9 protein-coding genes are annotated in these 12,563 nt (G+C 57.8%); 7 read left to right on the forward strand and 2 right to left on the reverse strand.

Annotated features, from left to right (window positions below; translation table 11 throughout):
* Positions 1 to 123 precede the first annotated feature (123 nt).
* Complete coding sequence (locus AC3WS9_RS14965) at positions 124 to 4,131, forward strand: RHS repeat-associated core domain-containing protein (RefSeq protein ID WP_492489101.1); 4,008 nt, start codon at positions 124 to 126, stop codon at positions 4,129 to 4,131.
* A complete protein-coding gene (locus AC3WS9_RS14970; protein WP_285149076.1) occupies positions 4,131 to 4,748 on the forward strand; it encodes a hypothetical protein in 618 nt (205 codons plus the stop codon). Before AC3WS9_RS14965 ends, AC3WS9_RS14970 begins: the two co-directional genes overlap by 1 nt.
* A gap of 119 nt (positions 4,749 to 4,867) precedes the next feature.
* Here the strand turns inward: AC3WS9_RS14970 and rhlE are convergent, their stop codons facing one another.
* Positions 4,868 to 6,262 (reverse strand): ATP-dependent RNA helicase RhlE, encoded by a 1,395-nt coding sequence (rhlE, locus tag AC3WS9_RS14975; protein ID WP_202674773.1) that lies wholly within the window; start codon positions 6,260 to 6,262, stop codon positions 4,868 to 4,870.
* 233 nt (positions 6,263 to 6,495) lie between these two features.
* Here rhlE and cecR point away from each other — a divergent pair, with 233 nt between their 5' ends.
* The 5 genes from cecR to AC3WS9_RS15000 are packed head-to-tail and all read left to right on the forward strand — an operon-like array spanning position 6,496 to position 12,182.
* The gene (gene cecR / locus AC3WS9_RS14980; protein ID WP_492489103.1) at positions 6,496 to 7,173 is read left to right on the forward strand and encodes a transcriptional regulator CecR; all 678 of its coding nucleotides are present in this window, start codon (positions 6,496 to 6,498) and stop codon (positions 7,171 to 7,173) included.
* Entirely contained in the window at positions 7,170 to 8,165 is a 996-nt protein-coding gene (gene hlyD / locus AC3WS9_RS14985; protein ID WP_285155147.1) for a secretion protein HlyD, read from the forward strand. Before cecR ends, hlyD begins: the two co-directional genes overlap by 4 nt.
* Positions 8,158 to 9,897 (forward strand): ATP-binding cassette domain-containing protein, encoded by a 1,740-nt coding sequence (locus tag AC3WS9_RS14990; RefSeq protein WP_492489105.1) that lies wholly within the window; start codon positions 8,158 to 8,160, stop codon positions 9,895 to 9,897. The genes hlyD and AC3WS9_RS14990 overlap by 8 nt, the downstream gene beginning before the upstream one ends.
* Complete coding sequence (locus AC3WS9_RS14995; protein WP_282492263.1) at positions 9,887 to 11,020, forward strand: ABC transporter permease; 1,134 nt, start codon at positions 9,887 to 9,889, stop codon at positions 11,018 to 11,020. Before AC3WS9_RS14990 ends, AC3WS9_RS14995 begins: the two co-directional genes overlap by 11 nt.
* A 55-nt stretch (positions 11,021 to 11,075) precedes the next feature.
* Positions 11,076 to 12,182, forward strand: a complete 1,107-nt coding sequence (locus AC3WS9_RS15000) for an ABC transporter permease (RefSeq protein WP_095281327.1) — start codon at positions 11,076 to 11,078, stop codon at positions 12,180 to 12,182.
* Here the strand turns inward: AC3WS9_RS15000 and AC3WS9_RS15005 are convergent.
* On the reverse strand, positions 12,144 to 12,554 hold the full coding sequence (locus tag AC3WS9_RS15005; RefSeq protein WP_282492262.1) for a YbhQ family protein: 411 nt from the start codon (positions 12,552 to 12,554) through the stop codon (positions 12,144 to 12,146). The two genes, AC3WS9_RS15000 and AC3WS9_RS15005, sit on opposite strands and share 39 nt — an antisense overlap.
* Between the last annotated feature and the right edge of the window lie 9 nt (positions 12,555 to 12,563).

Below are 12,563 nucleotides of genomic sequence, written 5' to 3' on the forward strand. Positions count from 1 at the left end.
CTGCATGTGACGTAAATCACGGTGGATCTCAAAACCTTCAGCGTAGAATTCGTGCTTCAATGCGGAAGGATTGCCGTCGTTCTGGGCAATCCGCAACACGGATTTTATCAAAAGGAATTGACCATGAGCGGAAAACCCGCCGCCCGTCAGGGCGATATGACCGCCATCGGCGGCCCGATTGTGCAGGGCAGCCTTGGGGTGATGATTGGCGCACCGACAGGCGTAGCCTGTTCGGTGTGTCCGGGCGGCGTGGTGTCCGGCAGCCCGGTGAACCCGCTGCTCGGGGCCAAAGTCCTGCCCGGTGAAACGGACCTCGCACTCCCCGGCCCGCTGTCCTTTGTTCTGTCCCGCACCTACAGCAGCTACCGCACCAGAACCCCGGCACCAGAGGGCGTTTTCGGTCCCGGCTGGAAAGCGCCCTCTGATATCCACCTGCAACTTCGCGACAAGGAACTCATCCTCAACGACAACGGCGGGCGCAGCATTCACTTTGACCTGCTTCTGCCGGGCGAGGTGGCGTTCAGCCGCACCGAGTCCTTCTGGCTGGCACGCGGCGGCGTGCTGAACCTGAATGAGGTCCATCCCCTGCATCGTCTCTGGCAGGCCCTGCCGGAGGATGTCCGCCTCAGCCCCAACATTTACCTGGCCACCAACAGCCTGCAGGGCCCGTGGTGGCTGCTCGGGTGGGCGGAGCGCGTGCCGTCTGTGGATGAACTCCTTCCCGCGCCGCTGCCGCCGTACCGGGTGCTGACCGGGCTGGTGGATAATTTTGGTCGCACGCTGACGTTTCACCGCGCCCCTTCAGGTGAGTTTGCCGGGAGCATCACCGGAGTGACCGACGGCGCAGGCCGCCGCTTCCGGCTGGTGCTGACCACCACAGCCAGCGGTGTCCGTCTTTCCGAAGTCTGGCTCACGCACGACCCGGGGTACCCGGAGAACCTGCCCGATATGCCACTCGCGCGCTATGACTACTCCCCGCGCGGCGAGCTGACTGCAGTGTCTGACCGCAGCGGCACGCAGGTTCGTCAGTTTACGTATGACGACAGGCATCCGGGCCGGATGGTGGCCCATCAGTATACGGGCAGGCCGCAGACGACCTATCGCTACGATGCCACCGGGCGGGTGACGGAGCAGCACAACCCGGCCGGCCAGAGCTACCGATACCAGTATGAAAAACACCACACGGTGATTACCGACAGCCTGAACCGTCGCGAGGTGCTGCACACCGAAGGCGAAGGCGGTCTGAAGCGGGTGGTGAAAAAGGAGTTCGCCGACGGCAGCATCACACAGAGTGAATTCGACAACGCGGGCCGCCTGGTGGCACAGACCGACGCGGCAGGCCGCAGGACAGAATACCGGCTCAGTCCCGGCTCGGGTCTGCTGGCAGCAACGGTCACGCCGGAAGGCAGGCTGACGGAGTTTTACTATAACAGCCAGCGTCAGCTGACCGCCACGGTGTATCCGGACGGGCTGAAAAGCCGGCAGGAGTACGACGACGCCGGACGGCTGACCGCCGACACCTCACGCCAGGGCGACGTGACGCGCTATGAGTATGATGACCCGTGCAGCGAATACCCGTCGGCCACTGAAGACCCCACCGGCAGCCGGAAGCAGATGACCTGGAGCCGCTACGGGCAGCTGCTTTCTTATACTGACTGTTCGGGATATGAAACCCGCTATGAATATGACCGCTTCGGCCGGCTGACCGCCGTTCACCGTGAGGAAGGATTAAGCCAGTACCGGGCATACGATGCGCGCGGCAGACTGGTCAGCCAGACAGATGCCACAGGCCGGCAGACCCGCTACGAATACAACGTCGCAGGCGACCTGACGGCGGTGATATCCCCTGATGGTCAGCGCAGCGAAACCGGCTTCGACAACCGGGGAAATATCGTCCTCGCAGCGCAGGGCACCCTCACCCGGCGGATGGCGTACGACGCCGCGGGTCGCGTGACCACCCTGACCAATGAGAACGGCAGCCACACTGAATTCGCTTACGATGCGCTGGACCGCCTGACGCAGGAGACCGGTTTTGACGGACGCATCAGACGCTACCGGTACAACGCCAGCGGACAGTTGATTCAAAGCGAAGACGAAAGCCTGACTATCGTCTGGCAGTACGACGACGCCGGACGCCTGCTCAGCCGAACGGTGAACGGCGAACCCGCAGAAAAGTGGCAGTATGACGCGCGCGGCTGGCTGACGGATACCAGCCATCTCAGCGGCGGCCACCGCGTTGCGGTGCATTACACCCATGACAACACGGGGCGCGTCACCGGTGAGCGCCAGACGGTGCACAGCGCGGAAACGCACGCCCTGCTGTGGCAGCATGAAACAAAACACGACTACCGCACCGGACTGGTGAACCGGGTGCAGCACGACCGGTTGCCGCCGGTGGAGTGGCTGACGTATGGCTCCGGTTACCTGGCGGGGATGAAGCTCGGCGACATGCCGCTCATCGAGTACACCCGCGACCGCCTGCACCGTGAAACGCAGCGCCGCTTCGGTGGCTACGCACTGGAAACGGCCTACGCCGCAGGCGGTCAGCTACAGAGCCACCATCTGAACATCCCGCAGCTCAGCCGGGACTACACCTGGAATGCGGACGGACAGCTCACCCACATCCACGGCCCGCATGACCAGCGCGACTACGGGTATGAGAACGGGCGTCTGTTCAGCACACACATACAGTCCGCGCACCACGACCTGTCGCAACAGACCCCGACTGACCCGGCGGGGAACCGCACAGCGGCACAGGAAACTCTGCCGGACGTGTGGCGGGATAACCGCATCACTCAGGACGCAGAGCATTTTTATCATTACGACGTCCACGGGAGCCTGACAGAAAAAGACGAGCGCCGTATCCATCAGGACGGGAGCATCACTCATCACTACGGGTACGATAACCAGCACCGGCTGACACACTACCAAAAGAGGCAGAACGGTCACCTGCTGACCGAGAGCCGCTACGCGTATGACCCGCTCGGGCGCCGTATCTGCAAACAGGTCTGGCACGGCCAGATATACGACGGTATCTGGTATCTCCCGACCGACCCCGCTGAATCCGTGTGGTACGGCTGGGACGGCGACCGGCTGACCACCACCCAGACCGACACCACCCGCATCCAGACTGTGTATCAACCGGGCACCTTCGCGCCGTTAATCCGCATCGAAACGGCCACCGGTGAGCTGACCAGAGCCATTCGCCGCACTCTGGCAGAAAAACTGCAGCAGGACGCGGACATGGTGTTTGTGCCGGAACTGGTCACGATGCTGGATAATCTGGAATGCGAACTGCAGACCGGCCAACTCAGCGACCACAGCCGCCAGTGGCTGACCCGGTGCGGCCTGACGCCGGAGCAGATGAAAAATCAGATGGAGCCGGAATACACCCCGGCCCGGAAAATCCACCTGTACCACTGCGATCATCGGGGGCTGCCGCTGGCCTTAGTGAGCGAAGACGGGAGTCTCGCGTGGCAGGCCGATTTTGATGAATGGGGAAACCTGCTGCACGAAGAGAACCCGGAAAGTCTGCAACAGCTTATTCGCCTGCCGGGGCAGCAGTACGATGTTGAGACGGGGCTGTATTATAACCGGCACCGGTATTATGACCCGAGGCAGGGAAGGTATAATACTCAGGACCCTATTGGGCTTGCAGGGGACTGGAATGCATATGTTTATCCATTAGATCCTACAATTTACATAGATCCTCTAGGATTAAAAGAATGTACGGGCAGTGCGCGAGTATTACAAGGAAATTCAAGACTAGTTGGGAAAGGTGGTGGGTATAATACCAACCCATCAGATCTAGATAAATACGGAGTAACTACAGATTCTTCAGCAATTATACCATCCCAATGGGGATTTAAAGACAAACCCACTGCCAGAGATAAAATAAACAGTATTAGCGGTAGATTAAAAGACGACGAAACTCAATTATTTAGCTGCATCAGAGATATCCTTGATGATTATGCATTACGCAAGAAAAAAGTAGACCCCCAGAAAAAACTGATGGATAAAAATCCCGGGAAATTAATCCTTGAAATACCAGGCCTGGACAAGGACATGGGAGTTCAGGATGTAATAATTACTATACCCGATAGTATGGATTGTCCAAGTGGTACCCAATAATGAAATACTTATTATTTATTTTATGCCTGATTTTTTTGCCTCAGTATGTTTTAGCTTCAAACGCTGAAGTACAGGGCGTACATAGAGTTTTTTCTGTGTCAGAACACAATCCTTATATTATACAGAGGATTATGACAATAACTGGAAGACAGGAATATGTTTTCGTATGTATGGATTATAATAAATCAGAAATCTATACGGGAGAATATGGTGCATTTTCAGGTTTTTATCAATGCAAACTATTGAGCATGGAGGATGGGGTTGATGTTTTTCAACCTGTTATGGATTGGGGAGTAACCGAAACACGAGCAAGGTTTTCTTTGTCTCAAATAATCGGTGGATGTAAAGATCATCCGCTGTATGGACACAGAAGAGAGTTCCTTGTCAGAGGTATGAAAATAAGGATTAATATTTATGACTTCTCCCCTATGAAATCGCCAGAATCATTTTGGAAGGTTTATAATTTTAAACTACAACTAGATATTACAAATTATCCTCACGCGACTTCTGCTTTTTCAGGATATGCGTCAGAAATGTGTTTATCTGATAGTGAAAAAACAGACCAATTCGGAAATTTGATAGATGATGCACGAATAATAACGGAGAATACATACTAATTAACGTGTTAATGAAACTCGTACCAAGTCTAGAAAAAATCCGGATTCAGAAAACTGAATCCGGATTTATAGCACTCCGCGCAAAACTCTAACACTCAGTATCAGGCCGGGCTTCCAGATTACTGCGCTGAAGCAGGTTTACGCGGGCGGCGTCGGCGTTGGCCTTCACCTGCGGGTTTCGCTTCCCCGCTGCGCCATGGGTTTTCCCCGGCGGGTTTGGCATCACCGGTGCGACGCGGCGGTTTGCCTGCGGCTTTCGGTGCGCCACCTTCTGAACGGCGCGGCTGTTGGCTACGACCGCCAGCGCCCTGTCCACGACCACCGCCGCCGCCACGCTGCTGGCGACCGTTCTGGATCGGCTCCGCTTTGATGGAAGCATCCACTTCATAGCCTTCGAGGGCGATGCGCGGGATCTCTTTTTTCAGCAGACGTTCGATGTCGTGCAGCAGTTTGTGTTCATCGACGCAAACCAGAGAGAGCGCTTCACCGGTGGCCGCCGCACGGCCAGTACGACCGATACGGTGAACGTAATCTTCCGGGACGTTCGGCAGCTCGTAGTTCACCACGTGCGGCAGCTCTTCAATGTCGAGACCGCGCGCGGCGATATCCGTCGCCACCAGCACGCGAATGTCGCCCGATTTGAAATCAGCCAGCGCACGGGTACGTGCACCCTGGCTCTTGTTGCCGTGGATGGCTGCACTGCGGATGCCATCTTTGTTCAGCTGTTCTGCCAGGTGGTTAGCACCGTGTTTGGTGCGGGTAAAGACCAGCACCTGCTGCCAGTTGCCTTCGCCAATCATCTGGGAGAGCAGTTCCCGCTTACGCTTCTTATCAACGAAGTGAACGTGCTGGGTAATTTGCTCAGAGGCGGTGTTGCGACGCGCCACTTCGATTTCCAGCGGGTTACGCAGCAGTTTTTCCGCCAGGCCTTTGATCTCATCAGAGAAGGTGGCGGAGAACAGCAGATTCTGACGACGCGCAGGCAGTTTTGCCAGCACGCGGCGAATATCATGGATAAAGCCCATGTCCAGCATACGGTCCGCTTCATCCAGCACCAGGATTTCAACCTGATCCAGTTTGACCGCATTCTGATGTTCCAGATCCAGCAGACGGCCCGGCGTGGCGACTAAAACGTCAACGCCGCTGCGCAGTTTCATCATCTGTGGGTTAATGCTCACGCCGCCGAAAACCACCAGCGAGCGGATGTCGAGATAACGGCTGTATTCACGCACGTTCTCGCCGATCTGCGCGGCAAGTTCACGGGTGGGGGTCAGGATCAGCGCGCGTACCGGGCGACGGCCTTTGGCGTGCGGCTCTTTCTGAACCAGACGCTGCAGCAGCGGCAGCGTGAAGCCTGCGGTTTTACCGGTGCCGGTCTGGGCACTGGCCATCAGGTCACGGCCTTCCAGCACCGCAGGGATCGCCTGCTGCTGGATTGGGGTTGGCTCAACGTAGCCCTGCTCTGCAACAGCGCGCAGAATTTCAGGGTTCAGGCCAAGGGTATCAAAAGACATAAAAACTCCGAACCGCCCCGACCGTCACAGGTGTAGTTTTCAGGGAGATAAGACGAAACGAGTAGGACAAAAACCACAATGTCGCGAAGCAGCGGAGTGTAGCAGGTTTTGTGACATGGCGCATAAAATATCCCTCTGCGATTCATCAGCGAAATATTGCTCCACCCCGACTGGACAAGGTGAAAATTTAAACATAATCTTAATCAATCGATTGATTAATTTTTAATGACGCCATGAATCCAACTCCGACGACCACTAAAGGTGAACAGGCGAAAAGCCAGCTGATTGCCGCCGCACTGGCCCAGTTCGGCGAGTATGGCCTGCACGCCACCACCCGGGATATCGCCGCGCAGGCCGGGCAGAACATCGCCGCCATCACCTACTATTTTGGCTCTAAGGAAGATTTGTATCTCGCCTGCGCCCAGTGGATCGCCGATTTCATCGGCAATCGTTTTCACGATCAGGTAGCCGCCGCCACCGCGCTGCTGAGCGAGCCGTCACCGGATCGCGCCGCCATCCGCCAGCTTATCCTGAACGCCTGCAACAACATGATCGCCCTGCTCACCCACGACGATACGCTGAACCTGAGTAAGTTTATCTCACGCGAGCAACTCTCGCCGACCGCCGCCTATCAGCGGGTCCACGATCAGGTGATTGCCCCGATGCACACCCATCTGACGCACCTGATTGCGGCCTACACCGGGCGCGACGCGAACGACACACAGACCATTTTGCATACCCATGCGCTGCTCGGCGAAGTGCTTGCTTTTCGCCTGGGCCGGGAGACCATCCTGCTGCGCACGGGCTGGACACAATTCGATGAGGAAAAATCCGCGCAGATTAGTCAGGTCATCACCTGTCATCTTGACCTGATCCTGCAAGGTTTAACGCAAAGGAGCCTGGAGTCATGAAAAAACCTGTCGTCGCCATCCTGGCGGTGGTTGTTGTGCTGGCAGCCGGGATCGGCGGCTGGCTGTGGTATCAGAGCCAGCAGGATCGCGGCCTGACGCTCTACGGTAACGTGGATATCCGCACGCTGAATATGAGCTTCCGCGTCGGCGGGCGGCTGGAGTCCCTTACCGTGGACGAAGGCGATACGATCAACGCCGGTCAGACCTTAGGCCAGTTGGATCAAGCCCCGTATAAAAATGCGCTGATGCAGGCCAAAGCCAGCGTGTCGGTTGCTCAGGCGCAGTATGACCTGATGCTGGCGGGCTATCGCGATGAGGAAGTGGCGCAGGCCGCCGCCGCGGTGAAACAGGCGCAGGCTGCATTTGATTACGCGCAGAACTTCTACAACCGCCAGCAGGGGCTGTGGAAAAGTCGCACCATCTCGGCGAACGACCTGGAAAACGCCCGCTCCTCGCGCGATCAGGCTCAGGCAACGCTGAAATCAGCCCAGGATAAGTTAAGCCAGTACCGCACCGGGAACCGTCCGCAGGATATCGCCCAGGCGAAAGCGAATCTTGAACAGGCTCAGGCGCAGCTGGCGCAGGCCGAACTGGATCTGCACGACACCACGCTGGTCGCCCCGTCCAATGGCACGCTGATGACCCGCGCCGTCGAGCCCGGCAGCATGTTGAGCGCAGGCAGCACCGTGCTGACGCTCTCCCTCACCCGTCCGGTGTGGGTGCGCGCTTACATTGATGAACCGAATCTGAATCAGGCCCAGCCGGGACGCGAACTGCTGCTCTACACCGACGGGCGGCCAGATAAGCCGTACCACGGGAAAGTCGGGTTTGTCTCCCCGACCGCCGAGTTCACGCCAAAAACCGTTGAAACGCCGGATCTGCGCACCGACCTCGTCTATCGCCTGCGCATTATCGTCACCGACGCCGACGACGCGCTGCGTCAGGGGATGCCGATTACCGTGAAATTCAACGATGGGGACCGACATGAATGATGCGGTTATCCAGCTCAACAATCTGGTGAAACGCTTTGCGGGCATGGATAAACCCGCCGTCGCACCGCTGAACTGTACATTGCAAAAAGGCTACGTCACCGGCCTGGTCGGCCCGGATGGCGCGGGTAAAACCACGCTGATGCGCATGCTCGCCGGGTTGCTGAAACCTGATGAAGGCACGGCCAGCGTGCTGGGGCTTGATCCCATCAAAAACGACAGCGAGCTGCACGCCATGCTCGGCTACATGCCGCAGAAGTTTGGCCTGTACGATGATTTGACGGTGATGGAAAATCTGACGCTTTACGCCGATCTGCGCAGCGTCACCGGTGAAGTCCGCGAGAAAACCTTTGCCCGGCTGCTGGAATTTACCTCGCTCGGGCCGTTCACCGACCGGCTGGCGGGTAAGCTCTCCGGCGGGATGAAGCAAAAGCTGGGCCTGGCCTGCACGCTGGTCGGCGAGCCGAAAGTGCTGCTGCTCGATGAGCCCGGCGTCGGCGTCGACCCGATCTCTCGCCGCGAACTGTGGCAGATGGTCCACGAGCTGGCCGGGGACGGAATGCTGATCCTCTGGAGCACCTCCTATCTCGACGAGGCCGAACAGTGTCGGGATGTGCTGCTGATGAACGAAGGTGAGCTGCTCTATCAGGGCGAACCGACGGCGCTGACGCAGCAGATGGCCGGGCGCTGTTTCCTGCTGCACAGCCCGGACGAGACCAACCGCAAGCTGTTGCAGCGGGTGCTGAAACTCCCGCAGGTCAGCGACGGGATGATTCAGGGGCGCTCGGTGCGCGTGATCCTCAAAAAAGAGGCCACCGCGGAAGACATTCGCCAGGCGCAGGGCATGCCGCAGATTGAGATCGACGAGACCGCCCCGCGCTTCGAAGATGCCTTTATCGACCTGCTCGGCGGGGCGAGTACCTCCGAATCGCCGCTGGGCGCGATTTTGCATACCGTAGAAGGCACGCCCGGTGAAACAGTAATCGAGGCCAAATCCTTAACCAAAAAGTTCGGGGATTTTGCGGCGACGGATAACGTCAATTTTGCGGTGAAGCGCGGAGAGATTTTCGGTCTGCTGGGGCCGAACGGCGCCGGGAAATCGACCACCTTTAAAATGATGTGCGGCCTGCTGGTGCCGACATCTGGCAAAGCGCTGGTACTGGATATGGATCTGAAAGTCAGCTCCGGCAAGGCGCGCCAGCATCTGGGCTACATGGCGCAGAAGTTTTCCCTCTACAGCAACCTGACCGTCGAGCAGAATCTGCGCTTTTTCTCCGGCGTCTACGGCCTGCGCGGGCGGGCACAAAGCGAGAAAATCGCCCGCATGAGCGATGCTTTTGGCCTGACGCATATCGCCTCGCACGCCACCGACGAACTGCCGCTCGGTTTTAAACAGCGCCTGGCCCTGGCCTGCTCACTGATGCACGAGCCAGATATTCTGTTTCTCGATGAACCGACTTCCGGCGTCGATCCCCTCACCCGCCGGGAGTTTTGGCTGCACATCAATAGCATGGTCGAGAAAGGCGTCACGGTGATGGTCACCACCCACTTTATGGATGAAGCGGAGTATTGCGACCGCATCGGGCTGGTCTATCGCGGGAAGCTCATCGCCCACGGCACGCCGGACGATTTAAAAGCCCAGGCCGCCGACGAGGAGCAGCCCGATCCGACCATGGAGCAGGCGTTTATCACCCTGATTAACGACTGGGATAAGGAGCACGCCCATGAGCATTAAGGCGATTTCCTGGCGGCGAGTGCGCGCCCTGTGCATCAAAGAGACGCGGCAGATCGTGCGCGACCCGAGCAGCTGGCTGATTGCGGTAGTCATTCCCCTGCTGCTGCTGTTTATCTTCGGCTATGGGATTAACCTCGACTCCAGCAAGCTGCGGGTGGGGATTTTACTGGAGCAGCAGAGCGAGGAAGCGCTCGATTTCACCCACGCCATGACCGGCTCGCCCTACATTGACGCCACGATCAGCGATAACCGCCAGGAGCTGATTCAGAAGATGCAGGCCGGGAAGATTCGCGGCCTGGTGGTGATCCCCGTTGATTTCGCCGCCAATATGGCGCGCGCCAGTACCGATGCGCCGATTCAGGTGATCACCGACGGCAGCGAGCCGAACACCGCGAACTTTGTGCAGGGCTACGTCGAGGGGATCTGGCAGCTGTGGCAGATGCAGCGGGCGGAAGACAGAGGCGAAGAATTTGAGCCGCTGATCGACGTGCAAACCCGCTACTGGTTTAACCCCGCCGCCATCAGCCAGCACTTTATCATTCCCGGCGCGATAACCATTATCATGACCGTAATTGGGGCGATCCTCACCTCGCTGGTGATCGCCCGCGAATGGGAGCGCGGCACCATGGAAGCGCTGCTCTCCACGGAAGTGACGCGCGTCGAGCTGCTGCTGTGCAAACTCATCCCCTACTACTTCCTCGGGATGCTGGCGATGCTGCTCTGCATGCTGGTGTCGGTGTTTATTCTTGGTGTGCCCTATCGCGGCTCGCTGATTTTGCTGTTTTTCATCACCAGTCTGTTTTTACTCAGCACCCTGGGGATGGGCCTGCTGATTTCGACCATCACCCGCAACCAGTTTAACGCCGCGCAGGTGGCGCTGAACGCCGCGTTTCTGCCGTCGATTATGCTGTCCGGGTTTATTTTCCAGATCGACAGTATGCCCGCAATTATCCGCGCGGTGACCTACATCATCCCGGCGCGCTACTTTGTGAACACGCTGCAAAGCCTGTTTCTGGCGGGGAATATTCCGTCGGTGTTGATGATCAATATTCTGTTTTTGATGGCGTCGGCGGTGATGTTTATCGGCCTGACGTGGATGAAAACGAAACGGCGTTTAGATTAATTCCGTTTTTTGTAGGTCGGGTAAGCGAAGCGCCACCCGACGCGAGGACGACACCATGTTTCACCGTTTATGGACATTAATTCGCAAAGAGCTGCAATCCCTGCTGCGTGAGCCGCAAACCCGCGCGATCCTGATCCTGCCGGTGCTCATCCAGGTTCTGCTGTTTCCGTTTGCCGCCACGCTGGAAGTGACCAACGCCACCATCGCCGTCTACAACGAGGACAACGGCAAACACTCCGTGGAGCTGACCCAGCGCTTCGCTCGCGCCAAAGCCTTTACCCACGTGCTGCTGCTGAAAAGCCCGCAGGAGATCCAGCCGACCATCGATCAACAAAAGGCGCTGCTGCTGGTGCGCTTCCCGGCGGATTTCTCGCGGAATCTGGATACCTTCCAGACCGCGCCGATGCAGCTGATCCTCGACGGACGCAACTCCAACAGCGCACAAATCGCCGCCAACTATCTGCAGCAGGTGGTGAAAAATTATCAGCAGGAGCTGATGGAAGGGAAACCTAAACCGAACAACAGCGAGCTGGTGGTGCGCAACTGGTACAACCCGAATCTGGATTACAAATGGTTCGTGGTGCCGTCGCTGATCGCCATGATCACCACCATCGGCGTGATGATTGTGACGTCGCTCTCCGTCGCCCGCGAGCGCGAGCAAGGGACGCTGGATCAGCTGCTGGTTTCCCCGCTCGCCACCTGGCAGATTTTCGTCGGCAAAGCGGTACCTGCGCTGATCGTCGCCACCTTCCAGGCCAGCATCGTGCTGGGGATCGGCATCTGGGCGTATCAAATTCCGTTTGCCGGATCGCTGGGGCTGTTTTACTTCACGATGCTGATTTACGGGCTGTCGCTGGTGGGATTCGGGCTGTTGATTTCGGCGCTGTGCTCAACGCAGCAGCAGGCGTTTATCGGCGTGTTTGTCTTTATGATGCCGGCGATTTTGCTCTCGGGGTATGTGTCGCCCGTAGAAAACATGCCGGTCTGGCTTCAGGATTTAACCTGGGTGAACCCGATTCGGCACTTCACCGATATCACCAAGCAAATCTATCTGAAGGATGCGAGTCTGGATATTGTGTGGGGAAGTTTGTGGCCGCTACTGGTCATAGCGGCCACGACGGGCTCAGTGGCGTACGCGATGTTTAGACGCAATATCGCCTGAGTTTTTCTCTTTGGTCAGCAACGAGACCACCGCGGGTCCTGCCAGAATCACCAGGCCCGCCAGGGCCAGCAGCAGGTTGTTTTGCAGCACGCGTGACAACAGCCACAGGACGATTAACGCTGCACCAAAATACCAGGTGGTGGTGAGCTCTTCGAGCACATCACCCACTTCACGCCAGCGCGCCTCGTGGTGACGCTGTAAAAACAGCATCGACAGCACGGTCACGCCATACATTGCGCATAATCCTAAGCCGACGTGCACCAGTGTGCCGCTCTTCCAGCCCATTACCAGTACCGCCACGACCAGTAAATGCAACATTATCTGCCAGCAACTGAGGCCAGTTGCGACACGAACGCGTTGTTGCCACTTCATGGCTTCTCT

The sequence above is a fragment of the Lelliottia sp. EB106-05-01-XG201 genome (assembly GCF_058791735.1).

What these genes read in the sequence shown, in the direction of transcription:
- cecR (WP_492489103.1), top strand. Translation starts at nt 6,496, where the DNA reads ATGAATCCAACTCCGACGACCACTAAAGGTGAACAGGCGAAAAGCCAG.
- AC3WS9_RS14970 (WP_285149076.1), top strand. Translation starts at nt 4,131, where the DNA reads ATGAAATACTTATTATTTATTTTATGCCTGATTTTTTTGCCTCAGTAT.
- AC3WS9_RS14995 (WP_282492263.1), top strand. Translation starts at nt 9,887, where the DNA reads ATGAGCATTAAGGCGATTTCCTGGCGGCGAGTGCGCGCCCTGTGCATC.
- AC3WS9_RS14965 (WP_492489101.1), top strand. Translation starts at nt 124, where the DNA reads ATGAGCGGAAAACCCGCCGCCCGTCAGGGCGATATGACCGCCATCGGC.
- rhlE (WP_202674773.1), bottom strand. Translation starts at nt 6,262, where the DNA reads ATGTCTTTTGATACCCTTGGCCTGAACCCTGAAATTCTGCGCGCTGTT.
- AC3WS9_RS14990 (WP_492489105.1), top strand. Translation starts at nt 8,158, where the DNA reads ATGAATGATGCGGTTATCCAGCTCAACAATCTGGTGAAACGCTTTGCG.
- hlyD (WP_285155147.1), top strand. Translation starts at nt 7,170, where the DNA reads ATGAAAAAACCTGTCGTCGCCATCCTGGCGGTGGTTGTTGTGCTGGCA.
- AC3WS9_RS15005 (WP_282492262.1), bottom strand. Translation starts at nt 12,554, where the DNA reads ATGAAGTGGCAACAACGCGTTCGTGTCGCAACTGGCCTCAGTTGCTGG.
- AC3WS9_RS15000 (WP_095281327.1), top strand. Translation starts at nt 11,076, where the DNA reads ATGTTTCACCGTTTATGGACATTAATTCGCAAAGAGCTGCAATCCCTG.